The 23,649-nt window shown below is 63.0% G+C and carries 16 protein-coding genes; 11 read left to right on the forward strand and 5 right to left on the reverse strand.

Features of this window, described 5'->3' with window-relative positions; all coding sequences use genetic code 11:
• The first annotated feature begins 34 nt into the window (after positions 1-34).
• The 4 genes from QMO82_RS26715 (at position 35) to QMO82_RS26730 (ending at position 6,700) form a co-directional block, all read left to right on the forward strand.
• Positions 35-1,255 carry an NAD(P)/FAD-dependent oxidoreductase gene (locus tag QMO82_RS26715; protein WP_183605731.1) on the forward strand — a complete coding sequence of 407 codons (1,221 nt, stop codon included), beginning with the start codon at positions 35-37 and terminating at the stop codon, positions 1,253-1,255.
• Positions 1,256-1,452: 197 nt separating this feature from the next.
• Positions 1,453-1,596, forward strand: coding sequence for a hypothetical protein (locus QMO82_RS26720; protein ID WP_183605732.1), 144 nt, complete (start codon positions 1,453-1,455; stop codon positions 1,594-1,596).
• 313 nt (positions 1,597-1,909) lie between these two features.
• On the forward strand, positions 1,910-4,441 hold the full coding sequence (locus tag QMO82_RS26725; protein ID WP_183605733.1) for a HAMP domain-containing methyl-accepting chemotaxis protein: 2,532 nt from the start codon (positions 1,910-1,912) through the stop codon (positions 4,439-4,441).
• A 411-nt stretch (positions 4,442-4,852) separates the two neighbouring features.
• Positions 4,853-6,700, forward strand: a complete 1,848-nt coding sequence (locus QMO82_RS26730; RefSeq protein ID WP_183605734.1) for a methyl-accepting chemotaxis protein — start codon at positions 4,853-4,855, stop codon at positions 6,698-6,700.
• On the opposite strand, the gene QMO82_RS26735 is transcribed toward QMO82_RS26730, so the two are convergent.
• A complete protein-coding gene (locus QMO82_RS26735) occupies positions 6,673-6,903 on the reverse strand; it encodes a hypothetical protein (protein ID WP_183605735.1) in 231 nt (76 codons plus the stop codon). The two genes, QMO82_RS26730 and QMO82_RS26735, sit on opposite strands and share 28 nt — an antisense overlap.
• A gap of 90 nt (positions 6,904-6,993) precedes the next feature.
• On the opposite strand from QMO82_RS26735, the gene QMO82_RS26740 reads away from it, so the two are divergent.
• A complete protein-coding gene (locus QMO82_RS26740) occupies positions 6,994-7,863 on the forward strand; it encodes a LysR family transcriptional regulator (protein ID WP_183605736.1) in 870 nt (289 codons plus the stop codon).
• Between the two features lie 80 nt (positions 7,864-7,943).
• On the opposite strand, the gene QMO82_RS26745 is transcribed toward QMO82_RS26740, so the two are convergent.
• Both QMO82_RS26745 and aceA read right to left on the reverse strand, forming a co-directional pair.
• Positions 7,944-8,180, reverse strand: a complete 237-nt coding sequence (locus tag QMO82_RS26745) for a hypothetical protein (RefSeq protein ID WP_003570242.1) — start codon at positions 8,178-8,180, stop codon at positions 7,944-7,946.
• Positions 8,181-8,201: 21 nt separating this feature from the next.
• Complete coding sequence (aceA, locus tag QMO82_RS26750) at positions 8,202-9,491, reverse strand: isocitrate lyase (RefSeq protein ID WP_183605737.1); 1,290 nt, start codon at positions 9,489-9,491, stop codon at positions 8,202-8,204.
• A 189-nt stretch (positions 9,492-9,680) separates the two neighbouring features.
• Between aceA and QMO82_RS26755 the strand changes: the two genes are divergently transcribed.
• The 5 genes from QMO82_RS26755 to QMO82_RS26775 all read left to right on the forward strand — a co-directional run bounded on the left by QMO82_RS26755 (position 9,681) and on the right by QMO82_RS26775 (position 15,283).
• Complete coding sequence (locus QMO82_RS26755) at positions 9,681-11,090, forward strand: short-chain fatty acyl-CoA regulator family protein (protein WP_183605738.1); 1,410 nt, start codon at positions 9,681-9,683, stop codon at positions 11,088-11,090.
• Positions 11,091-11,216: 126 nt separating this feature from the next.
• Positions 11,217-12,314: a polyamine ABC transporter substrate-binding protein gene (locus tag QMO82_RS26760; RefSeq protein WP_183605739.1), complete on the forward strand. Its 1,098-nt coding sequence runs from the start codon at positions 11,217-11,219 to the stop codon at positions 12,312-12,314.
• Between the two features lie 88 nt (positions 12,315-12,402).
• The gene (locus QMO82_RS26765; protein ID WP_183605740.1) at positions 12,403-13,545 is read left to right on the forward strand and encodes an ABC transporter ATP-binding protein; all 1,143 of its coding nucleotides are present in this window, start codon (positions 12,403-12,405) and stop codon (positions 13,543-13,545) included.
• A 4-nt stretch (positions 13,546-13,549) separates the two neighbouring features.
• Complete coding sequence (locus tag QMO82_RS26770) at positions 13,550-14,461, forward strand: ABC transporter permease subunit (protein WP_183605741.1); 912 nt, start codon at positions 13,550-13,552, stop codon at positions 14,459-14,461.
• 3 nt (positions 14,462-14,464) lie between these two features.
• A complete protein-coding gene (locus QMO82_RS26775; RefSeq protein ID WP_183605742.1) occupies positions 14,465-15,283 on the forward strand; it encodes an ABC transporter permease subunit in 819 nt (272 codons plus the stop codon).
• A gap of 64 nt (positions 15,284-15,347) precedes the next feature.
• Here the strand turns inward: QMO82_RS26775 and QMO82_RS26780 are convergent, their stop codons facing one another.
• Positions 15,348-17,240 carry an AsmA-like C-terminal region-containing protein gene (locus tag QMO82_RS26780; protein WP_183605743.1) on the reverse strand — a complete coding sequence of 631 codons (1,893 nt, stop codon included), beginning with the start codon at positions 17,238-17,240 and terminating at the stop codon, positions 15,348-15,350.
• A gap of 204 nt (positions 17,241-17,444) precedes the next feature.
• Between QMO82_RS26780 and QMO82_RS26785 the strand changes: the two genes are divergently transcribed.
• Complete coding sequence (locus QMO82_RS26785; RefSeq protein ID WP_183605744.1) at positions 17,445-19,397, forward strand: acetoacetate--CoA ligase; 1,953 nt, start codon at positions 17,445-17,447, stop codon at positions 19,395-19,397.
• A gap of 240 nt (positions 19,398-19,637) precedes the next feature.
• Here QMO82_RS26785 and QMO82_RS26790 read toward each other — a convergent pair whose 3' ends face one another.
• Positions 19,638-23,534 carry an ATP-binding protein gene (locus QMO82_RS26790; protein ID WP_183605745.1) on the reverse strand — a complete coding sequence of 1,299 codons (3,897 nt, stop codon included), beginning with the start codon at positions 23,532-23,534 and terminating at the stop codon, positions 19,638-19,640.
• Positions 23,535-23,649 lie beyond the last annotated feature (115 nt).

Below are 23,649 nucleotides of genomic sequence, written 5' to 3' on the forward strand. Positions count from 1 at the left end.
GCGAGAGGTTGAGAACGTTGACTTTCGCCCTTCGATGGAAAAAGAAGACGCTGTCTTGATCGGGGAAACGGGTTTGCAGCGCAAAAGCGACGTCATCGTCATCGGCGCCGGGGCGGCGGGCATGATGGCGGCTATCCGGGCCGGAAAACGCGGCCGCTCAGTCGTGATCCTCGATCATGCAAGGGCGCCCGGCGAGAAGATCCGCATCTCAGGCGGCGGCCGCTGCAATTTCACCAATATCCATGCGGGGCCGAAGAATTTCCTCTCCGCCAATCCGCATTTCTGCAAATCGGCGCTCGCCCGTTTCACGCCGTCCGATTTCATCGCCATGGTCGATCGCCACGGTATTGCCTGGCATGAAAAGACGCTCGGCCAGCTTTTCTGCGACGACAGCGCCAAGGATATCATCCGCATGCTGCTGGAGGAGATGCGCGCGGCCGGTGCTACGCTGCATCTCGGCACCGAGATATCGGGCGTCGAAAGGACCGAGGCAGGCTTCCGCATCTCCACAGGCGAGGGCGCCTATGAAGCATCGTCGCTGATCGTCGCCAGCGGCGGCAAGTCGATCCCGAAGATGGGCGCCACCGGCTTTGCCTATCGCATTGCCGAACAGTTCGGCTTGGCCGTGCTCGAAACTCGCCCCGGCCTCGTGCCGCTGACCCTCGATCCCGGCCTGCTGGAAAGCATCGCGCCGCTCGCCGGCATCGCCGCCCCGGCCGAAATCCGCCACGGCAAGACGGCTTTCCGCGAAGCGCTGCTGTTTACCCATCGGGGGCTGAGCGGCCCCGCCATCCTGCAGATCTCCTCCTACTGGCGCGAAGGCGACGAGATCGTCGTGGCGATCGAACCGGATATCGACATATCAGCACATCTGAAGACGGCAAAGCAGCGCAATGGCCGCCAGTCGCCGCAGACTGCACTTGGCGACATCCTGCCGAAGCGGCTGGCGCAGTTTCTCGTCGAGCGCGAAAAAATCTCCGGCAACATGGCCGACCTGCCGGACAAGGCGTTGCTGCGCCTTGCCGCCGGCGCCCAGAACTTTGCGCTCAAACCTTCCGGCTCGGAAGGCTACCGTACCGCCGAAGTGACGCTCGGCGGCATCGACACGGCAGCGTTGGATTCCCGCAGCATGGAGGCAAAATCCGTGCCCGGGCTTTACTTCATCGGCGAATGCGTCGACGTCACCGGCTGGCTCGGCGGCTATAATTTCCAGTGGGCCTGGGCCTCCGGTTTTGCCGCGGGCGAATGGGCTTAATGCATGTCGCCCAAAAGTGCGCAGCGGTTTTGGGAGAACGACTTGCATAAGACAAAGACAAAAGCCGATTCAAGACTTGTTAAGAGAGGTGCGCCATCCTGTCTCAATTGGCGGTTTGCAAGGTCGTTCCTAGATAATGCTTTACCGGCAAGCTGTTTTGTTGGATTGTTGTGTCAGACAGAAGTGAGGTTTCGACCATGACCGGAAACACACGACGCGCCCGCGCCCGCGCCATTGCCGAGGCAAAGCCGAACGCCCGGATGGTGACCTTGCGTTATCTGATGCTTGCCGCCGGCGCTACCGCCGCCAGCCTCGCGCTGCTGCTCTCACACCTCATCTGATCCTGTCCGTAGAGCCGGAAAGAACATTGCGGCATGCCGATCGCCGCACTGCGGCGTTGCGGCTTACAATCTGCAACTATTTCACTGCCTTGGCTTAACCTGCCATCACCGCTTATCCGAAAATTAATACCTAATCTGACACAATTGCCCGCGATTATTTGGGCATCTCCAAGTTGTTTGGACATGAACTGGCAATGACTGCCGCCTGGCTTCCGGGTTCCCCAATGGAAATTTAAAAGCAGCTCGATGTGCACCCGGCAGGCGCCAAGTGGCCGCCTGCGGGAGGAGTGGTGTATGAAAGGCCCGGAACGCCATGTTGATTGACAAGATTCTTTCCCGCTTCAGGATCAAGACCAAGGTTCTGATCTTCGTTCTGCCTTTCGTCGTCACCATTTCGGCGGTGGGCCTGACGGGCCTTTACGCTTCGGGACTTCTGCAGGGCCGCATGGAAATATCCAACAGCGTGCTGCAGTCGCTGAGCGGCTTCAAGGATCTCTACGGTTCGATGGACGATTTCCTGCGCGTCACCAGCCCGGAGGCGCGCGACAAGCTGACCGCGGAACTGAAGACCCAGCAAGGCGTGCTCGACCAGACGCTGAACCAGGTCGGCGAAGAGGCCGCCGGCCGCGACAGCCTTGCCGAGGCATCGCGCCGCACCAAGGACATATCGGGCGTCGTCGACAAGCTCTGGGCGCTGCATGAACAGGAGCAGGCACTGCACGAGCAGATCGATGCCGCACAGAAGAGCCTGATCAGCACCCGTTTCACGGTCTCCTACCAGGCCGAGGAATTGCAGACCGCGCTCCAGAACGACGAGGGTGCCGCCACCATCACGCTGCGCACCGCCGACCGCCTGCTGAAGGGCGGCGATTTCCTCGGCACCGTCGCCAGCGGCTACAGCAAACCGCAGACACCGCAGGACAAGATCGCCTTCATCAACGAACAGATGCCTGCGATCGTCAAAGCCCAGCGGCAGATCGCCATTTCGGTTCCGACCAACCAGAAGAACGTCATCGACGCGCTGACCGCCACCATCGACAGCATCAAGGCGATCGCCCAGCTGCCCGCTCCGACCGACGAGGACATCGCCGAGCTCGGCCGTCTCGTTTCGCGCTTCCGCCAGACCTCGACCTATACGCAGCTGACGGCAACGCAGAAGATGCGCGAGGCGACACAGCGTTTCGCCGAGCTCGAGGGCCGCATCGCCCAGACCAACTCCGTCCTTCAGGATACGCGGCGCCTCGAAAATTCCGTCTATGCGCTACAGATCGTCCTTTCCGATTTCCTCTCCAATTCGAGCAAGGACAATCTCGTGCGCCTGCAGCAGCAGGCCGGCACGCTGGGCAAGGACATGCAGGTGCTGACCACCAGCGCCAAGGGCATGGGCTTTGCCGAGGGCATATCGGGCGCGATCCAGCCGGCGCTCGACGCCATTTCCGGCGGCGGCTCGAAGATCGTCGATACGATCGGCGAGCGCGTCACCGCCTATGCCGCTGCCCGCCAGGAGCTCGACCAGATCTGGACGAAGCTGACCGATTTCGCCGAGCTGCAGAAACAGACGGCCGGCACCGAGCGCACCCAGGCAAACAGCATCTCGGTCATGACCACCGGTCTCGGCATCCTTCTGTCGATCCTCGGCGGTATCGCCTTGGTGCTGACACTGCAGCGCCCGATCAGCCACATCACCGCCGCCATGCGCCGCATCGCCGAAGGGGCGCTGGACACCAGCATCTCCGGCGAGCAGCGCTACGATGAAATCGGCGACATGGCCCGCGCGCTCGGCATCTTCAAGGAAAACGCCATCTCGAAGATCCGCATCGAGGAGCAGAGCGACGAGGAGCGCGCCGCCGCCGAACACGAGCGCCAGCGCAACGACGCCGAAAAGCGCGAAATGGATCGTCAGATCGAATTCGCCGTCAACGCGCTCGCCGCCGGCCTCGAACGCATGTCGCAGGGCGATATCTCGACGACGATCGAGACGCCCTTCATCGGCCGCCTCGAACAGCTGCGCCAGGATTTCAACGGCTCGATGATGCGCCTGCAGGCGACGATGAGCCAGATCCGCGACAATGTCGAACTGATCCAGGGCAACGGCAACCAGATGGCCCAGTCGGCCGAGGATCTGTCCAAGCGCACCGAGCAGCAGGCCGCCTCGCTCGAAGAGACCGCCGCCGCCGTCGACGAGATCACCGTCACGGTCCGTTCGTCGGCCGAACGCGCCAAGGATGCCGACCAGATCGTCCGCCAGGCCAAGCGCAGCGCCGACGATTCCGCCGTCGTCGTCAGCAATGCGATCGACGCGATGGGCCGCATCGAGGATGCCTCGCGCCAGATCGAGCAGATCATCGGCGTCATCGACGAGATCGCCTTCCAGACCAACCTGCTGGCGCTCAACGCCGGCATCGAGGCGGCGCGCGCCGGCGAGGCGGGCAAGGGCTTTGCGGTGGTGGCGATGGAAGTCCGCGAACTGGCTCAGCGTTCCGCAGCCGCGGCGCAGGAGATCAAGGGCCTGATCAACAAGTCGACCAACGAGGTCAGCTCCGGCTCGCAATTCGTCCAGGAGACCGGCACGGTGCTCGCCAGGATCAGCGCCCAGATCGTCACGATCAGCCAGCATGTCGAGATGATCGCCCGCGCCAGCCACGACCAGTCCAACGCGTTGCAGAGCGTCAACGCGACCGTCAACCAGATGGACCAGATGACGCAGCAGAACGCCGCCATGGTGGAGGAAACGACCGCCGCCAGCCGCGAACTGGCCGACGAGGCCGATTCGCTCCGCCGGCTGATCCAGCAGTTCAAGATCGACGGCGAGGCAGCCTCGGCGCCGGTCTATCGCGCCGCCTGATCGTCGACCGACCCGTCTTCATGCGAACGGCCCCGGGCTTTCCGGGGCCGTTTCTATTTGGTCGGGTTGTGGACATTGGCGGCTGAGGAGGTCGCCGCTTTGCCCTCATCGGCCTGCCGCCACGACCGGGTCGAGCCACGGGTCTCGACCCGTCCTTTCGGACCCCCACTTGCGGGCCGAAGGGACATGCCGCGACCTCTCCGTTCCTCTTTATTCCGCAAAAATCGCGCACTGATTGAGGAAATTTGAACGCTGGAAGAATTGCCTTGAATGCCCGCCAGTCTATCGAGCCGCAATGGTCAGAAGACGTCCGAAAATGACACGGTGAATATCTCCGGCCGCCCTGATTTACGGAAAATTTTCCTTAACGCTTTTCGCTTAATTTAACCCTGGTTTCTTCCGGGGGTCTTGATGCTGCGCCTTTTCTCCACGTCGATCGTACGCCAGATCGTTGCGATCACACTGTTTCTGCTGGCGATCAGCACGGCCGCCATCGTCGGCGTGACCTATTACTATCTGAGCCATCATGTCATGGAAGGGGCCGTTTCCGACGCGAAGGAAGCCACCCGCGTCATGGCCGTCCTCTACGGCGCGGCCGATCAGGCGGCAAAGATCGAGCTGAAGGACAATCAGCTCTCCACCGTGACGGAAGACGCCATTCCGACCCTTGCCGATCATTCGCTGGTCGACCGTACGGCGCAGTCGATCGCCGGTGTTGCGACGATCTTCCAGAAGCAGGGCAGCGACTACGTCCGCATCTCCACGAACGTCAAGAAGGAAAACGGCGACCGCGCCGTCGGCACCAAGCTCGTCGCCGAACACCCCGCCCAGCCGGTTCTCGCCAAGGGCGAGGCCTATTACGGCCCGGCGGTGCTTTTCGGCCGCCAGTTCATCACCGGTTACTTCCCCATCAAGAACGCGTCGAACGCCAATGTCGGCATTCTCTTCATCGGCATTCCGATGGAGGTCTATTACCAGCGCCTGAACGAACTGCAGATCCTGGTTCTCGGCATCGGCGCCATCGTCATGTTGATCGTCGGCGTTGTCGCCTTCTATGCGATCCGCCTGTCGGTGAAGCCTTTGCAGGCGCTGACCGCGAGCGTTCGCTCGATTTCCTCGGGCGATCTCGATGGCGCCATCCCTTGTGTCGACAAGAAGAACGAGTTCGGCGATATCGGCAGGGCGTTGGCGCTGTTCCGCGACAGCGCCCGCGCCAGGCGCGACCTGGAAACGCAGGCTGCCGAACAGCGCGCCTTGAGCGATGCCGAACGCGCCCGGAACGATGCCGACAAGCGCTCGCTCGACGGCCAGATCGACTTTGCCGTCAACCAGCTCGCCGCCGGCCTCGGGCGCCTGTCGCAGGGCGATGTCTCGCAGACGATCGGTACGCCCTTCGTCGGCCGGCTGGAGCAGTTGCGCGTCGATTTCAATGCATCGCTGCTGCGACTGCAGGATACGCTGTCGGGCATTCGCGACAGCGCCTCGACGATCCAGCGCAACAGCGGCGCCGTCTCCGCCTCGGCCGGTGAGCTCTCGAAGCGCACCGAGGCGCAGGCGGCAAACCTCGAGGAGACCGCGGCGGCGGTGGAGGAGATCACCGTGACGGTTCGTTCTTCCGCCGAGCGTGCCCGTGAGGCCAATAATGTCGTGGCCGCGACCAAGAAGACGGCTGACAATTCCGGTGCCGTCGTCGGTGATGCCGTTGCCGCGATGGAGCGCATCGAAGAGGCCTCGCAGCGCATCGAGCAGATCATCGAGGTGATCGACGACATCGCGTTCCAGACCAATCTGCTGGCGCTGAACGCCGGCATCGAGGCGGCCCGCGCCGGCGAGGCCGGCAAGGGGTTTGCCGTCGTCGCCCAGGAGGTCCGTGAACTCGCCCAGCGTTCGGCCGATGCGGCCCGCGAGATCAAATCGCTGATCGAGACATCCAGCCGGGAAGTGACGGCAGGCTCCGAACTGGTCCAGAAGACCGGCAGCGTGCTGGCCGCGATCAGCCAGGAGATCATCGCGATCAGCGGCCATGTCGAGACCATCGCCACCGCCAGCCGCGATCAGTCGGCGGCGCTGCAGGAGGTCAACGGTTCCGTCAACGCCATGGACCAGATGACCCAGAAGAACGCCTCGATGGTGGCCGAGACGACGCAGGCAAGCCGCCTGCTTGCCGGCGAAGCCGATACGCTGATGACGCTGATCGAGCGGTTCCGCATCGTCGCAGAGCCCGCACCGGCTCATCTCGGGGCAAGAAAAGTCGCCTGAACCACGCAGCCGCTGCAGGTTTGCGCTGCGGCCTTGCTCCGCCTTCCCAGGTTGAGATCGAGCGAGGTCAGCCAGGCGACGAAGCGAATGAGGCTGCTCTCTCCGAACTCGGCATAGAATCGATCCTCATCCGTCTTGCCTCCGCATCGCTTGGGAGAGTGCCGATAGCCGATGGTACCTGCGATGGTGATCATGTCGATCATGGCGATGTCCTTTCCTGTAGAAGACATCACCTGGTCTAAGCATCGAATTTCTCTTTATAAACGGGGAAAATCCCACTATGTTTTTCATCGATGAAAAACGCCAATTGGGATTCCTATCAGCTTTTCCTGCAGGTCGCCCGGCTCGGCGGCCTGACCGGGGCAAGCGCCGCAAGCGGGCTCAGCCCCGCGACCGTCGGCCGGCGTATGCTCGATCTCGAACAGGAGATCGGCCGCGCCTTGTTTTCGCGCAGCCAGACCGGATATCGCCTGACCGGGGATGGCCAGGCGCTGCTCGATCACCTTCAGGAGATGGAGGCCGCCGCCCGCAAGGTCGAGGCGTGGCGGCAATCCGGTGAGGGCGGCACGACGGTCAGGATCGCCGCCGGCACCTGGGTTGCCTGGTTGCTGACGGAGAATTTCGCGGCAATCCGCATGCCGGGCGATGCCTTCGCCATTTCGCTCACCATCGGCGAGGCGCGGGCAAGCCTTGCCTATCGCGAGAGCGATATCGGGATTCGCGCCTTCGAGCCTGAGGAGGCCAATCTGGCCGCACGGCGGCTCGGAGAGGTGGCCTATGCGGTCTATATCAGACGCAACGCCGCCGAGACGGACGAGCGCTGGATTGCGGTTGCCGAGGAGGAGGCGATATCAGCCTATCTGCGCTGGCCGCATGCCCATGCCGCAAACGATATCGTCGCCACCGTCAACCGGCCGCGTTCGCTGCCGGATCTGGTGCGCGCCGGCGCCGGCAAGACCGTGCTTCCCTGTTTCGTCGGCGATCTCGATCCGCAATTGCAACGGCTTGGCGGCGAGTTGCCGGAATTGCGCCATGCCCAATGGATCGTCATGAATGCCGAAGACCGCCATCGCCCGGAAATCCGGACGGTCGCCGACCGCATGATCAAGCTGATCAGAAGTTATGCCGATCTCTTCGCCGGAAAACGGCCGAGCCGCGGCTGAAGTTTACGACGAAGCGCCCGCACATCTCTTGGGATGCGCGGGCGTTCCGATTGCGGATCGAAGCCAATTCGCCGGCCGTCTCAATGCCGGTTGGTGACGACGACGGGAATGAGCAGGTCGCCCCAGTTGCCGTCGCCGCCGTGATGACGGGCCGAACGCACCAGCTCGACCGAGACGCCGGCCTCGACGGCTTTCATGACCGATTGGTTTAACCGATGCAGGTCGTTGGCGAGCATGCGGATCGTCGTCTGCTGATCCTCGCTCATGCTGGTCGCCTGCTCCTCGGCCCGTTCCCTGACGCGTGAAATGGATGCCATGATCGTCTCCTCTTCTTCGGGTTATTCCGCAGCCGGTTTGAACTGCGCATGTTCAGTCGAGTCGTGCATCGCCGTGGTCGAAGACCGGCCGCCGGTAATGGCGAGCGACACGGCGTCGAAATAGCCGGTGCCGACCTCGCGCTGATGTTTGGTGGCGGTATAGCCATTGGCCTCGGCGGCAAATTCCGCCTGCTGCAGCTCGGAATAGGCCGACATCTGGCGCTGCTTGTAACCGCGCGCCAGTTCGTACATGCCGTAGTTCAACTGGTGGAAGCCGGCGAGCGTGATGAACTGGAACTTGTAGCCCATCGCGCCGAGTTCACGCTGGAACCGTGCGATCGTCGCCTCGTCGAGGTTCTTCTTCCAATTGAAGGAAGGCGAGCAATTATAGGCGAGCAGCTTGCCGGGATAGACCTTGTGCACGCCTTCGGCAAAGCGCCGCGCCTGCTCGAGGTCGGGCTTCGAGGTCTCGCACCAGATGAGGTCGCAATGCGGCGCATAGGCGACGGCGCGGGCGATGCAGGGCTCGATGCCGTTGCGCACCTGATAGAAGCCTTCGACCGTGCGGCCGGCATCATAATCGACGAAGGGCTGGTCGCGCTCGTCGATATCCGATGTCAGGAGCTTCGCCGCTTCCGCATCGGTGCGAGCGATGACGAGCGTTGCGACACCCATGACGTCGGCGGCAAGCCGCGCGGCGTCGAGGTTGCGGATATGGGCGGCCGTCGGGATCAGCACCTTGCCGCCGAGATGGCCGCATTTCTTCTCCGAGGCGAGCTGGTCCTCGAAGTGGACGCCCGCAGCGCCCGCTTCGATATAGGCCTTCATGATTTCGAAGGCGTTGAGCGGTCCGCCGAAGCCGGCTTCCGCATCGGCGACGATCGGCGCGAACCAGGTCTCGACGGAAAGCCCCTGGCCTTCCGAGGTCTCGATCTGATCAGCGCGCTGCAGCGTGCGATTGATGCGCTTGGCAAGCTCCGGGCCGGCATTGGCCGGATAGAGGGACTGGTCGGGATACATCGCGGACGCCGTATTGGCGTCGGCCGCCACCTGCCAGCCGGAGAGATAGATCGCCTTCAGCCCGGCGCGCACCATCTGCATGGCCTGGTTGCCGGACAGCGCGCCGAGCGCATTGACGAAATCCTCCTGGTGCAGCAGCCGCCACAACCGGTCCGCGCCCATTTCCGCCAGCGAATGGCGCAGCGCCACCGAGCCCCGCAGCCGCTGCACGTCATCGGCCGAGTAGGGTCTCTCGATGCCGTCGAAACGATCAGCCGATGCGTTGGGGACAAGTTTGTAAAAATCGGTCATGCTGCTCTCCTCACTAAAAGCTCGATAAAGGGTGCTGATGACAAGATTGACAATATGGCGCGAAATGGCCAGAAAAACCTTTGATTTCTGGGATGGAAAGAGGTTAAGATGACGAGGATTGACAGAGCGGCGCTGTGAATTTGTAAAATTTTGTAAATAGAGCGCTGCTTGCCTGTCAAAGGGTGTGACATGGCGGAACGGAAGATATTCGCAGGCCCGAAAGTCAGGCGCATCCGCAATGCGCTGGCGCTGACGCAGACCGCCATGGCCGAGGCGCTTGAAATATCGCCGTCCTACCTGAACCTGATCGAGCGCAACCAGCGGCCGCTGACGGTGCAACTGCTTCTGAAGCTTGCAAGCGTCTATCGGGTCGATCTGGAAGAGTTGCGCGGGCAGACCGGCGGCAGTCTCGATCAGCTCAAGGAGATCTTCGCCGATCCGCTGCTGTCGGGCGAACTGCCCGGTGACCAGGAACTGGTGGAAGTGGCCGAGGCGGCTCCGAATGCCGCAAGCGGAATGATCAAGCTCTACCGCGCCTATCGCGAGCAGGCGGCAAGGCTCTCCGATCTGACGGCGCTGATGGCCGCCGAAGGCCATGCGCCCGTTGCCGACGGCCGGTTGCCGCTCGACGAGGTGCGCGAGACGCTGGAACGCAGGTCCGGTTATTTCGGGCGGATCGAGACGGCGGCGGAGGCCTTTGCCGCGACGCTGCCCGGCGGCCTCGATCTTGCCGCCGGGCTGAAGGACTGGCTGCGCTCAGAGCGCGGCATCGCGGTGCGTGTCCTGCCCGTCCACGTCATGCCGGATCTGCGCCGCCGTTTCGACCGCCATTCGATGCGGCTTTTCATTTCCGAGCGCCTGTCAGCGGCCGACCGGGCGCATGAGATGGCAGTCGAGGCCGTAACACTCGCCTTGTTGCCGACCATCGATGCCGAGCTCGACGATCTCCAGCTCTCCTCCGCCGAGGCGCGCCGCATCGCCCGCTTCGAGCTTGCCCGCATTGCGGCCTTGGCGCTGGCAATGCCCTACGAGGCCTTCCTGTCGGCGGCGAAGGCGACGCGCTACGATATCGATATTCTGCGAGCGCGCTTCGGCGTCTCCTTCGGCCATGCCGCCGCGCGCCTTGCCATGCTGCAGCGGCCGGGGGCGGCGGCCATACCCTTCTTCCTGATCGAGATCGATGCGGCGGGCCACCGGCTGCGCCGGGCGGGCGCCCAGGGTTTTCCGCAGGCCCGGTTCGGCGGCGGCTGTCCGAAGCTGAATATCCACGCCGCCTTCCTGCAGCCGGGCCAGATCCTCGCCGAAACGGTGGTCATGCCGGATGGCGCATCCTTCCTGACGGTCGCCCGCACCCTGGAGGGGCCGAGCGTCGAATTCGGCGAAAGGCTGCGGCGCACCGCGATCCTGATCGGCTGCGACGCCGCCCTTGGCGAGGCCCTGGTCTACGGCCAGGCGACGGCGCTCGATCCGATCGAAATCGGTCCGGCCTGTCGCCTGTGCGAGCGGCGCGGCTGCCTTTCCCGGGCCGAGCCGCCGGTGACGCGGCCGCTCGGTCTCGACGAGATGGTGGCGGGGCTCAGCGCCTTCGACTTCCAGTGATTGTGAAATCATTGAAGCGGCAGGATTTTGCGCTTGTGGGCTGCGAAATTCCTTCTTAGTCTGCGGGCAAAACCAGAGGGAAAAGATCTCCGGGGGTGCGGAATCTTTGAACAAACAGGAGAAGTCATGAGGTCAACCATCCCAAGCGTGACGGCCGCCGTCATTGCCGCGCTCCTTGCCGCCGCTCCGGCCTTTGCCCAGGACCGTGTGGTCAACGTCTACAACTGGTCGGATTATATCGACGACTCCATCCTTGCCGACTTCACCAAGGAAACCGGCATCAAGGTCGTCTACGACACCTTCGATTCCAACGAGACCGTGGAAACCAAGCTGCTTGCCGGCGGCACGGGCTATGATGTCGTTGTCCCGACAGCCGACTTCCTGCAGCGCCAGATCCAGGCCGGCGTCTTCCAGAAGCTCGACAAGTCGAAACTGCCGAACCTCTCCAACATGTGGGATGTGATCCAGCAGCGCACCGCCGAATACGACCCGGGCAACGAACACGCGGTCGATTACATGTGGGGCACCGATGGCATCGGCTACAACGTCAAGAAGGCTGCCGAAATCCTCGGTCCCGATGTCAAGCCCGGCCTCGAAGTGATCTTCGATCCGAAGGTCGCCGCAAAGTTCAAAGATTGCGGTATCTACGTTCTCGACACGCCGAAGGATGTCATCACCACGGCGTTTCGTTATCTCGGCCTCGACCCGAACTCCACAAAGGCTGAGGATTTCAAGAAGGCCGAAGAGCTGCTGACGGCGGTCCGCCCCTATGTCCGCAAGTTCCACTCGTCCGAATACATCAATGCGCTTGCCAACGGCGACATCTGCATCGCCTTCGGCTATTCCGGCGACCTGCTGCAGGCGCGCGACCGTGCGGCCGAAGCCAAGAACGGCGTCGAGGTCAATTATTCGATCCCACCGCAGGGCGCCCAGATGTGGTTCGACATGATGGCGATCCCCGCCGATGCGCCCCATGTCGCGGAAGCCCATGAGTTCCTGAACTACCTGATGAAGCCCGAGGTCATCGCCAAGGCGAGCGACCACACCTTCTATGCCAACGGCAACAAGGCTTCGCAGCAGTTCGTCAGCAAGGACATCCTGGAAGACCCGGCGGTTTATCCCACCGACGAGGTGATGAAGAACCTCTTCACGGTCAAGCCGTGGGATCCGAAAACGCAGCGCCTGGGAACGCGCCTCTGGACGAAGGTCGTCACCGGCCAGTAATTCAGCTTCGGGCCCGGACGGAAACGTCCGGGCCTTTCAATTACCGGCCTGGGTGGAGGCCGGCAAAACCTTGTATTCGGGGAATAATATGAAGTCTCTCGGCAATATCCGCCGCGCTTTTGCGCCCTGGACCGATCCCTCTGCAAAACCCTTCATTGCTTTCAAGAACGTCACCAAGCGCTTCGGCGATTTTACCGCCGTCGACAATCTGTCGCTTGACATCTATCACCGCGAGTTCTTCGCGCTGCTCGGCGCTTCGGGCTGCGGCAAGTCGACGCTGCTGCGCATGCTTGCCGGCTTCGAGCAGCCGACCTCGGGCGAGATCGTGCTCGACGGCACCGACATGGCCGGCACGCCGCCCTACAGGCGCCCGGTCAACATGATGTTCCAGTCCTATGCGCTTTTCCCGCACATGACGGTGGAAAAGAACATCGCCTTCGGCCTGAAGCAGGACGGCATGCCGAAGGACGAGATGACCGATCGCGTCTCGCAGATGCTGAAGCTCGTCAAGCTCGAGCAGTTCGCCTCCCGCAAACCGAACCAGCTTTCCGGCGGCCAGCGCCAGCGCGTGGCGCTCGCCCGCTCGCTCGCCAAGCGCCCGAAGGTGCTGCTGCTCGACGAACCGCTCGGCGCGCTCGACAAGAAGCTGCGTGAGGAAACCCAGTTCGAGCTGATGGACCTACAGCAGAGCCTCGGCCTCACCTTCGTCGTCGTCACCCACGATCAGGAAGAGGCGATGACCATGGCCGACCGCATCGCCGTCATGAGCCATGGCAAGGTCGTGCAGGTGGCGACGCCTGCCGAGATCTACGAGGCGCCGAATTCCCGCTTCGTCGCGGATTTCATCGGCGACGTCAACATCTTCGACGGCAAGGTCGCCTCATCGGGCAACGGCAGCGTCGAGATATCCGTCGACAGCGGCTTCAGCGTACGCGTCGCCTCTTCCGAGACGCCTTCGGCCGGCGGCGCCGTCGGTTTCGCCATCCGGCCGGAAAAGATGCGGGTCGGGCGCGCCGCACCCGCCAACGCTTCGGTCAACGCCGCCAAGGGCGAACTCTGGGATATCGCCTATCTCGGCGATATGACCGTCTTCCATGTGAAGCTGCAGAGCGGCAACATCGTCAAGGCCTCGTCCCTCAATGCACAGCGCTCGGTCGACGACCCCTTCACCTACGACCAGGAAGTCTGGGTCTCGTTCGACGAGAACGCCGGCGTGCTGCTGAAGGATTGACATCATGGGCAAGCTCACGTCCGGCCTCTACAACCGCCTCGTCATCACCATCCCTTATGCCTGGCTGCTGCTCTTCTTCCTGGCGCCGTTCTTCATCGTCTTCCGCATTTCGCTGTCGACGACGGCGATCGCCATGCCGCCTTATGAGCCGGTCTTCTCGCTTGCCGATGGCTGGGCCGGGCTGTGGAGCAAGATCGGCGAGCTCTCCTTCGACAACTACACCTACCTCACCGAGGACGCTCTCTATTTCAATGCCTATGTCTCGAGCGTGGTGATTGCCGGGATTGCCACTTTCCTCACCCTGCTGATCGCCTATCCGATCGCCTACGGCATGGCACAGGCGCCGCGCACCATCCGCCCGACGCTGGTGATGCTGGTCATCCTGCCGTTCTGGACGAGCTTCCTGATCCGCGTTTATTCCTGGATCGCGATCCTGAAGCCGGAAGGGCTTCTCAACCAGCTTCTCCAGTCGCTGCACATCATCGACAGCCCGCTGATCATCCTCAACACCAATACCGCCGTCTATATCGGCATCGTCTATTCCTATCTGCCCTTCATGGTGCTGCCGCTCTATTCGGCGCTGGAAAAGATGGACGGCACGCTGATCGAGGCTGCGCAGGACCTTGGCTGCACGCCGATCCGGGCCTTCTGGCGCGTCACCTTTCCGCTGTCGATCCCCGGCGTGGTGGCCGGCTGCATGCTGGTCTTCATTCCCGCTGTCGGTGAATTCGTCATTCCCGATCTGCTCGGCGGTTCGCAGACGCTGATGATCGGCAAGACGCTCTGGAACGAGTTCAACGCCAACCGCGACTGGCCGGTCTCCTCGGCGGTCGCAACCATCCTGCTCATGATCCTGGTGATCCCGATCGTCTTCTTCCAGAACGCCCAGGCCAAGGCCGAAGAGCGGGGGAAATAAGTCATGCTGAAATGGACCCGTTTCAACATCGTCTCCGTCACGCTCGGCTTTGCCTTCCTCTACCTGCCGATCGTGCTGTTGGTGATCTTCTCCTTCAACGAATCGAAGCTCGTCACCGTCTGGGGCGGTTTCTCCACCAAGTGGTATGTCTTGCTGCTCGCAAACCAGGGCCTGCTCGACGCCGCCTGGGTGACGATCCGCGTCGGCCTGCTGTCGGCGACGGCCGCAACCGTCCTCGGCACGATGGCGGCGCTGACGCTGGTGCGCTACACCCGCTTTCGCGGCCGCATGCTGTTCTCAGGCATGATCTACGCACCGCTCGTCATGCCCGACGTCATCACCGGCCTGTCGCTGCTGCTGCTCTTCGTCGCGATCGGCTTCGACCGCGGCTTCTGGACGATCACGCTGGCGCATACGACGCTCACCATGTGCTTCGTCGCCGTCGTCGTGCAGTCACGTCTGCTGAGCTTCGATCATTCGATCGAGGAGGCGGCCCAGGATCTCGGCGCGCCGCCGGTGCGCACCTTTTTCGAGATCACCCTGCCGATCATCGCCCCGGCGGTGATCTCAGGCTGGATCCTTGCCTTCACCCTGTCGCTCGACGATCTGGTGATTGCCAGCTTCACATCGGGGCCGGGTGCCACCACGTTGCCGATGCGGATCTACAGCCAGGTGCGCCTCGGCGTCACGCCGGAGATCAACGCGGTGTGCACGATCCTGATCGGCATCGTCGCGGTCGGCGTTATCTGCGCCTCGATCGTCACCAAGCGCCGCGAAATCCAGCGCCAGCGGGACGAGCGGGCGGCCGCTGCCGGCGCCTGAGCCAAAGCGGATCGCGCAAAACCGTGCAGCTGTTGCGCCCGATATTGCGTGAAATTAAAGAGCTTTATTGCGCGTGCGGCGTATTGCCGAACAGCGGAACCGGCGAGATCACCGGGTTCGGCCACGAGCCGCCGATGAAGAACGGCAGAAGTGGCAGCTCGGCCGCCTTGGCCGGATCGGTTGCCTCAAGCGATCCGGACAGCGCCAGCCCATTCGAGTGATAGGTGATGACGCCGGAAAGCGTCAGCGTCTCCGAGGGACCGGCGATACGGACGTCGTGCATCTCGGCGGAGCCGTTGGCGAAATCGGCCTGGAGGTTCAACTGGTTGAAGGCAAAGGCGCCGCCTGCCGCCGCGCTCAGCGGAAAGAACGGCTTTCCGGCTGCCTGTGTCCGGAGCGCTGCGGCATCGATGCCGGGGATCGTGCCTTCCCGTGTCCAGAAGCGCAGCCGGCCGGTGACGTCGGCAAGACCGGTCGTCCAGATCGCCTTCGGCGACTGCAGGTCGAGGTCGAGCGATCCGGTCGCCAGCGGCAGCGGTCCCTTCAGCTGCAGGCGCTCGGCAAGGGCTGCGAAGTCGGCATCGCGGATCGACAGCTGCAGCTTGCCGCCGCCGTCGAAGTCGCGCTGGGTCGCTTCCAGATGCGCGGTCATTTCGCCGCCCTCGAACCGGCTGTCGCCAATATCGAATTTCGCTTCGCCGCCCGAAACAATCATGCTGGCGCCGACATCGGAGAGTTCGAAGAGACCCATCTGCGCGCGCCGCGCCGAAAGTCTGACATCGACATCGAGCATTCGCAGCGGCCCGTTGATGCCGGCGGAGATTTCCTCCGCCTCGCCGGCGGCGAGCCTGAGCGCGAAGGCATCGAGGAACGGCTTGAGGTTCATCTCGTCGAAGGCGAGCGTGCCGCCGATTTTCGGTCGTTTGCCGGGTTGGGTGAAAAGGTCCATCACCCCCGTGGCGCTTGCTTCGTTCAGCGAAAGGCTGAGATTGTTGAAGCGCAGCCCGTTGCCCGACGACATGATGTCGGATTCCAGCGAGGCGCTCTTCAGCGTTGCGATGCCGGGGATCGATTTGCCCGACCATGCCAGAAGCGCCGGCATATCGGGAATGCTGGCGCTAATATTACCCGAAAGGGCCGAAAGGCTGGCAATGCTGGCAATCCCCTGGAAGTGTGCCGTCAAAAGGTTCGATGTCAGCGACGTTCGTGTCTCTGCATTCCTGCCGGCAAAGGCAAGCAGCGGCTGGCGCGAGGCGAAATCGACCTTCAGGTCCTCGCCGTTGATGCGGGCGATGACGACCGCCGAGATCGCGCCCGACAGTCGCGGCCAGGCGATATCTGCGGTGACGCTGTCGAAATGATAGGCCTTGGCGGTCTTGATGTCGGTCACCGTGAGCGTGCCGTCTTCAACCGTCACCGCGCCGATCTCGGCATCGAGATCGGGATCGAGCATCTCGGCGCCGTTTTCGTAGCGTACGCCGCTGATCGCACGTGCGAGCAGGCCGGCATAACTCCAGTCGATCAGCCCCTTCTCGTCGCGCGTCAGCGCCAGATTGGGGCGCACCAGATGGAATTCGTGGAAGCTCGTCCGGCCTCTCAACGCATCGATGAGGCTGAAATCGGCCGACAGGCTTTCAATGCTGCCGAGCAGCTTGTCGCCGCTTTCGCGCGGTTGGCGGATGGTGATCTGGTTCAGCGTGATGCGCGGCGTCGGCCAGAATTCCAGAACCGGGCTGCCCTTGATCTCGGCATGATAGCCCGTCCATTTCGACAGCGCGTCCTCGATGCCGGAGCGCACGAAACCGGTCGAAATGAGATAGGGTGCGGCGACCCGGAGCGCCACGAAAAGCGCAAGCGCGATCAGCAGGAAGACAGTCGACAAACGGGCGAAGGCCGGAAGCCAGCGCGAAACGGGTCCGATCTTCCTGCGCCACCTGCGATGTCTTGACGTGCTCATGATATCCGCCGGCAATTCAGCCGGTCATCCCGTTATGCGCTGGTTTCGCCGATATAGGAAATATCAGGCATATGCAAATCCCTCCAGTGCCACGCGTCTTTTCAGCCGTGCAGAGGACGACGCGATAGACGACGGATCGCGTCGGTTCCGTACTTTATAATGCAATGCAGCATGATATAAAGACGCTATTGGGGAGGAGATTGAATGCGCGATAACAGACCACTTTGGGTGCCCTCGGAAAATGCCGTTGCAACAAGCCCGATCCATGCCTTCATGGAGCGCTGCAATGCCGATTTCGGGCTTTCGCTTTCGGGCTTTGAGGATCTGCATGCCTGGTCGGTGGCCGAGCGGGAGAATTTCTGGTCCGCTGTCTGGGATTTCTGCGGCGTGAAGGGAGAGCGCGGCGCAGAGGTGCTCGTTGACGGCGACCGCATGCTGGAGGCCCGCTTCTTTCCCGATGCGACGCTGAACTTCGCCGAAAACCTGCTGCCCCGCCGCGGCGAGGGCGACGCCATCATCTTCCGCGGCGAAGACAAGGCTGAGGATCGCTGGTCGTGGGATCGGCTGCGCGCGCTGGTCTCGAAGCTGCAGCAGGCCTTCGCAGCACGCGGCATCGGCAAGGGCGACCGCATCGCCGCCATGATGCCGAACATGCCGGAGACCGTTGCCGCCGTGCTCGCCGCCGCCTCTATCGGCGCCATATGGTCGTCCTGCTCCCCCGATTTCGGCGAGCAGGGTGTGCTCGACCGCTTCGGCCAGATCGGCCCCAAGCTCTTCATCGCCTGCGATGCCTATTGGTATTCCGGCAAGCTGCAGGATGTCGGCGCCAAGGTCGCCACGGTTGCCAAAAGCCTGGATGTGCCGACGATCATCGTCCACTATGCCGGCGATGCCGAAGCGGTGGCGGCCAAGACATCAGGAGCTTCGACGCTGGAGGCCTTTATTGCGCCCTATGAGGCAAAAGCGGTCGCGTTCACGCCGCTTGGCTTTGCGCACCCGCTCTACATCCTCTTTTCCTCAGGCACGACGGGCGTGCCGAAATGCATCGTGCATTCGGCCGGCGGCACGCTGCTGCAGCACCTCAAGGAGCAGCGGCTGCATTGCGGCCTGCAGGCGGGCGAGAAGCTGTTCTACTTCACCACCTGCGGCTGGATGATGTGGAACTGGCTGGTCAGCGGCCTTGCCAGCGGCGCCACGCTCTGCCTGTTCGACGGCTCGCCCTTCGCACCCGATGGCAACGTGCTCTTCGACTATGCCGAGGCCGAAAAATTCGCGATCTTCGGCACCTCGGCGAAATATATCGATGCCGTGCGCAAAAGCGGGCTGACGCCGCGCGCAAGCCATGATCTCTCCAGCCTCCGGCTGATGACCTCCACCGGTTCGCCGTTGTCGCCCGAGGGATTCACCTTCGTCTACGAGGGCATCAAGCCGGATGTGCAACTCGCCTCGATTTCGGGCGGCACCGATATCGTCTCCTGCTTCGTGCTCGGCAATCCGCTGCAGCCGGTCTGGCGCGGCGAGATCCAGGGGGCCGGCCTCGGCCTTGCGGTCGACGTCTGGAACGATGACGGCAAGCCGGTCCGTGGCGAGAAGGGTGAACTCGTCTGCACCAAGGCCTTCCCCTCGATGCCGGTGATGTTCTGGAACGATCCCGATGGCGCCAAATATCGCGCCGCCTATTTCGAGCGGTTCGACAATGTCTGGTGCCACGGCGATTTCGCCGAATGGACGGAGCATGGCGGCCTTGTTATCCACGGCCGCTCGGATGCGACGCTCAATCCCGGCGGCGTGCGCATCGGCACGGCCGAGATCTACAATCAGGTGGAGCAGATGGAGGAGGTGGCCGAGGCGCTGTGCATCGGCCAGGAGTGGGACGACGACGTGCGCGTCATCCTCTTCGTCCGTCTTGCCCCCGGTGTGACGCTGACCGAGGATCTCGTCAAGGCGATCAAGACGCGGGTGCGCACCGGCGCCTCGCCGCGGCATGTGCCGGCAAAGATCATCGCGGTCGCCGATATTCCCCGCACCAAATCCGGCAAGATCGTCGAGCTTGCCGTGCGCGAGGTCGTTCACAACAGGCCGGTGAAGAACCAGGAGGCGCTGGCCAATCCCGAGGCGCTGCGGCTCTTTGCCGGCTTGAGCGAATTGAAGGACTGACGGAACTCGTAAACCACAAGCTTTCACCCTCTATCAATCTCTTGTCATGGAAACCTTTCGTTAAGAAAGGTTTGTCAAAGGTGAAGCTAACCTTGGGGCCGCACTGAACGAGGCGGCGTAGGGCCTTCGGGCTTACAACATGACGTCGATCGACTGAGCTCTTGTTGAACAGCACCAAATTCAAAGGCGGCCTGATGGCTGCCTTTTCTTTATGGCCACCGCTTTCCTTTTTTGCGTGGATCAGCCCGCCAGCACCCGCTGCGACGGAAAGGTGATCTCGACGAGCGTGCCCTCGTTCGGCGCCGAATTGATCGAGAACACCGCCCGGTTGGCATCGACCATCGCCTTGGTCAACGGCAGGCCGAGCCCGGTGCCGTCGCCGCGATGGCGCGATTGGGTCGAGGAGACCTGCCGGAACGGCTTCATCGCCTGGTCGAGTTCGCTGCGCGTCATGCCGATGCCGGTATCGCGCACCCTGAGCACAACGCTGCCATTTGTCTCATAGGAGGTGGAAACGACGATCTGTCCGCCGGACGGGGTGAAACGGATGGCGTTCGACAGGATGTTGAGCGCAATCTGCTTGATCGAGCGCAGGTCCGCCACGACATCAGGCACCGCATGCGACAGCGCCGTGCGGATGATGACGCGTTGGCCGTTCGCCTGCGGCTGGACCAGCGCCACGGCCTCGGAGACTGCCTCGTTGAGACCGACGGCGGCAAAATCGAGATCCATCTCGCCCGCCTCGATCTTCGAAATGTCGAGCAGATCGTTGACGATATCGAGAACGTGCCGGCCGGAACGGCCGATGTCGTTGGCGTATTCGATGTAACGGGGATGGCCGATCGGCCCGAAGCGCTCGCCGGCCATCATGTCGGAAAAGCCGATGATCGCATTGAGCGGCGTGCGGATTTCATGGCTGACGCGGGCGAGGAAATCGGTCTTGTGGGCGTTGGCGGTTTCGGCCGCACCCTTGGCGTTGCGCAACTCGTCCTCGGTGCGCTTCCACTGGGTGATATCGCGGATGACGGCGCAATAGCCGTTGGAGGAGGTGAGCTGGCCCATCGTCATGAACAGCGGCACGAAGCCGCCGGCGGCCTCGCGGCCGATCACTTCGCGCCCGTCGTTCAGTACACTGGCCACGCCATGGCCGGTGAGGCCGTTCAGATAATCGAGCACGGCCTTCTGGCTCTCATGGGCAAACAGCATGACGAAGGGTTTGCCGCGCGTCTCCTGCTCATCGTAATTGAAAAGCGCGCTGGCCGACCGGTTCATCGAGCGGATGTCGCCTTCCGTGCCGATGACGACGACGCCGTCGGTTGCCGTTTCCAGGATCGAGCGCAATTCTTCCACTTCGACCTGAAGCTTGGCGACCTTCTCGACCATCCGCTCGGGACGGGCTTCGAAACGACCCTCGGAGCGGCCCTCGGACCGATTTACGTTGCTGCGGTTGTCATCCTTGCCTTCGACCGGCATCAGCGCCAGCATCAGGGCGTTGGCGTCTTCCCAGCGCACCGATTGCAGCCGCGCCGTTACCGGTACCAGCGTATCGTCGGCCTTGACCAGCATCATGGTGCCGGCGCCGGCAGCCTTTTCCTCGAGTTCGCGGCGCTGCAGCAGGGCTTCGATGCCGCCCACCTCACGCAGCGCGTCGAGCGAAGCATAGCCGGTCAGCCGCATGAATTCCGGATTGGCGTGGATCAGCGCATCGCCGATATGGATGAGCACGGCGACAGGCAACTGGTCGACCGTTCCCACCGAAAGCCCGTCGGTCATCTTGACGCGCGGCGGGATGAAGCTGGTGAGAACCTCGATCTGACTGACCGTCTCCTCCAGCCCTTCCGTCGCCTCGTCCTCGGCGATACCAGCCGGCTCTTCGGCGGCGACCTCGTCTTCGTGCTCGGCCTCGACGGCATTCTCGAAGATCGCTTCTTGCGGCGCGATTTCCTCGGGCGAGGTCATATCCGCCGTGTCGGCGGGAGTTTCGGCCTCGACCTCTGTGGGGCCGGAGGCCCCTTCGAAGCTGGCCATTTCCGCGACGGAAGGTTCTGCCGGCGCCGTGACGGCGGGTTCGATCGGCGCTGAGGCGGCAGGCTCTTCCTTGCTGGCGCCGAAGGCCTCGAGCCGCTTGGCGATCTCGCGGAAATTCGCCTGTTCGGCGGGCGTCAGTCCGGCGCTGGTATTGTGGAGCTGAACGATCTTGTCGGAGAAACGGCGATTGGGCGTTTCGGCAATGCGAAGCGCCGGCGGCTCGTCCGAAAGATCCGCTGACGGCCAGGCGGCAGGTGCTTCGTCGGTGCCGGCCGCCTGTTTTTCTGCGGCATTGTCCGGGGCCGATGTCTCGACGATCGGCTCTTCGGCAGCGATCTCTTCCGATCCTGTCTCTTCGGTCTCCTCGGTCTCTGGGGTCTCCGGCTCGGCTGCCGTAAACACCTGGTCTTCGATCTCTTCTGCCGCGATGGTTTCGGCCGAAACCTCTTGGGGCGCGGCTTCCGCTTCATCCGCCATTTCGCCGATCGGCTCGGCCACCGGGCCGAGGCTTGCCGCATCATGGCCGACGCCATCATGGCCGAGCGTCAGGCCGAGCGCCAGCGGATCTTCCTGCGCATCGGAAAGCCGGACGACGCCGAAGCCGCGGAAACCGTCGAAGTCGCGGTTGCGGGTATAGGTCGGCAGCGCCGCCAGATCGACCGGAACGACGAGGCTGGTGCCTTCGATCGGCCAGAGGATCGTCTTGCCCGACCATGTGTCGCGGCGGGCGAGCGCCTCGGAAAGCTTGCCGTCCGGATCCAGATTGAAGAGGGCGGCGATATCGCCGAAGGCGGTGCCGATGATGTCCGACGCATGCGGACCGACGGCCTCGGCAAATTCGTGGCTGACCTCGGTGAAACGGCCCTCGGCGTCGATCTTCCAGACGAAGCGCGTGGCGCGGCTGTTCGGCCTGAAGACGAAGCCGGGCTCAGCCGCAAGCTCAGGGGCAGGGGGCGCTTCGGGGACGAAAGTCGGGGCGATGGCGGGTTCTTGGTGAACCGCTGCCGGCACATCTTCGACAGGCGTTTCGCTGGCCTCGACAAACGGTGCCGTTTCCACGGCCCCGGTGAGGGAGGCAAGGTCGTCCTCGATGATCGCCGCAGGCTCATCGGCTTCATCTGCGCTGCTGTCGATCACGCTGCCGTCACTCTCCGGCTCGGCATGTCCGGCGAGACCAGCCTCTTCGACTGCCGCGTCTGTGGATCCCGCTTCCGTCTCGGCCGGCCGTTCGCTTTCGCCGGTGATGTCCTCGAGCGTCTCTTCGACCTCTTCGATCCCCGAGACTGCGTCGATAATCTCGGTGAAGCCGGTGGCGACCGCAGGCTCGTCCTGAAGCAGTTCGGCGGGCGGCGTGCTTTCTTCCTGCGCGGGCGCATCGACAGAGTCGAGCGCTGATGTATCGACCGGGTCGAGCGCGGGGGCATCGATCGGGTCGAGATCGCCGATCGCGGCCTCCACGGCAAAAAGCAGATGGAGCGCCGGCTCGTCGCTGAGCTTGCCGACGGCGGCCGGAAGATTGCCTCTGGCGGTGGCGACGGGACGCTTCACCAGCCGGTCGGGATGGGCGCCGGCAAGGCTGATCAGGGTCTTTGCGGTCTGTTCGGAAATCCCCAGCGAGGCAAAGCCCGGCGAGGCGGCGATGACCTCGCCATTGGCGCCGATCACCGCCATATGCGTATCGGGATCATCAAGCCCTTGCAGCATCTGCGCCGCCGAGGCGCCGGCCGCCAGCGGTTTTGCCGAGACCGGCACCGAAAACAGGATGGCCTTTTCGCCTGAGGAGAGCCGGATCAGTTCGGCCGCCGCCTGCACCTGCGCACGCTGAAAGCCCTTGGCGACGCGGATCATCAGGCTTCTGTTGTCACCGATATCGGCAAGCTGGCGCGCCGCCGTTTCCAATTGGCGGAAGGTGATGTCGGTGCGGTCGACGCCTTGATCGAGCAGGTCATAGACCGCCGAATGGCCGAAAAGCTCCGCGCCCGCACCGTTCGCCCAGAGCAAGCGGGTCAGGTCGGCCGAAAACAGCACCATCGCCTCGCCACGTGAAAAGCGTTCCCGCACCCGTGCATGCACGGCGATATCGATGAACGGATATTGGACTGCGGGCATGATCGAACCTTGTCGCTGTCGGCCTTCTTAAATTAACGGCTTATTAATAACTGCGGGGCGCATGCGGGTCCAGAAGAGCAGGGTGTTTTCGGCCGGCAAGGTTAACGTCTTGTGC

The sequence above is a fragment of the Rhizobium sp. BT04 genome, from assembly GCF_030053135.1.
In the GTDB taxonomy this organism is placed as follows: Bacteria; Pseudomonadota; Alphaproteobacteria; order Rhizobiales; family Rhizobiaceae; genus Rhizobium; species Rhizobium binxianense.

Excerpts from the sequence above, each read along its gene's own strand:
- QMO82_RS26715 (WP_183605731.1), top strand. The coding sequence starts at position 35 with ATGGAAAAAGAAGACGCTGTCTTGATCGGGGAAACGGGTTTGCAGCGC.
- QMO82_RS26720 (WP_183605732.1), top strand. The coding sequence starts at position 1,453 with ATGACCGGAAACACACGACGCGCCCGCGCCCGCGCCATTGCCGAGGCA.
- QMO82_RS26725 (WP_183605733.1), top strand. The coding sequence starts at position 1,910 with ATGTTGATTGACAAGATTCTTTCCCGCTTCAGGATCAAGACCAAGGTT.
- QMO82_RS26730 (WP_183605734.1), top strand. The coding sequence starts at position 4,853 with ATGCTGCGCCTTTTCTCCACGTCGATCGTACGCCAGATCGTTGCGATC.
- QMO82_RS26735 (WP_183605735.1), bottom strand. The coding sequence starts at position 6,903 with ATGATCGACATGATCACCATCGCAGGTACCATCGGCTATCGGCACTCT.
- QMO82_RS26740 (WP_183605736.1), top strand. The coding sequence starts at position 6,994 with ATGAAAAACGCCAATTGGGATTCCTATCAGCTTTTCCTGCAGGTCGCC.
- QMO82_RS26745 (WP_003570242.1), bottom strand. The coding sequence starts at position 8,180 with ATGGCATCCATTTCACGCGTCAGGGAACGGGCCGAGGAGCAGGCGACC.
- aceA (WP_183605737.1), bottom strand. The coding sequence starts at position 9,491 with ATGACCGATTTTTACAAACTTGTCCCCAACGCATCGGCTGATCGTTTC.
- QMO82_RS26755 (WP_183605738.1), top strand. The coding sequence starts at position 9,681 with ATGGCGGAACGGAAGATATTCGCAGGCCCGAAAGTCAGGCGCATCCGC.
- QMO82_RS26760 (WP_183605739.1), top strand. The coding sequence starts at position 11,217 with ATGAGGTCAACCATCCCAAGCGTGACGGCCGCCGTCATTGCCGCGCTC.
- QMO82_RS26765 (WP_183605740.1), top strand. The coding sequence starts at position 12,403 with ATGAAGTCTCTCGGCAATATCCGCCGCGCTTTTGCGCCCTGGACCGAT.
- QMO82_RS26770 (WP_183605741.1), top strand. The coding sequence starts at position 13,550 with ATGGGCAAGCTCACGTCCGGCCTCTACAACCGCCTCGTCATCACCATC.
- QMO82_RS26775 (WP_183605742.1), top strand. The coding sequence starts at position 14,465 with ATGCTGAAATGGACCCGTTTCAACATCGTCTCCGTCACGCTCGGCTTT.
- QMO82_RS26780 (WP_183605743.1), bottom strand. The coding sequence starts at position 17,240 with ATGAGCACGTCAAGACATCGCAGGTGGCGCAGGAAGATCGGACCCGTT.
- QMO82_RS26785 (WP_183605744.1), top strand. The coding sequence starts at position 17,445 with ATGCGCGATAACAGACCACTTTGGGTGCCCTCGGAAAATGCCGTTGCA.
- QMO82_RS26790 (WP_183605745.1), bottom strand. The coding sequence starts at position 23,534 with ATGCCCGCAGTCCAATATCCGTTCATCGATATCGCCGTGCATGCACGG.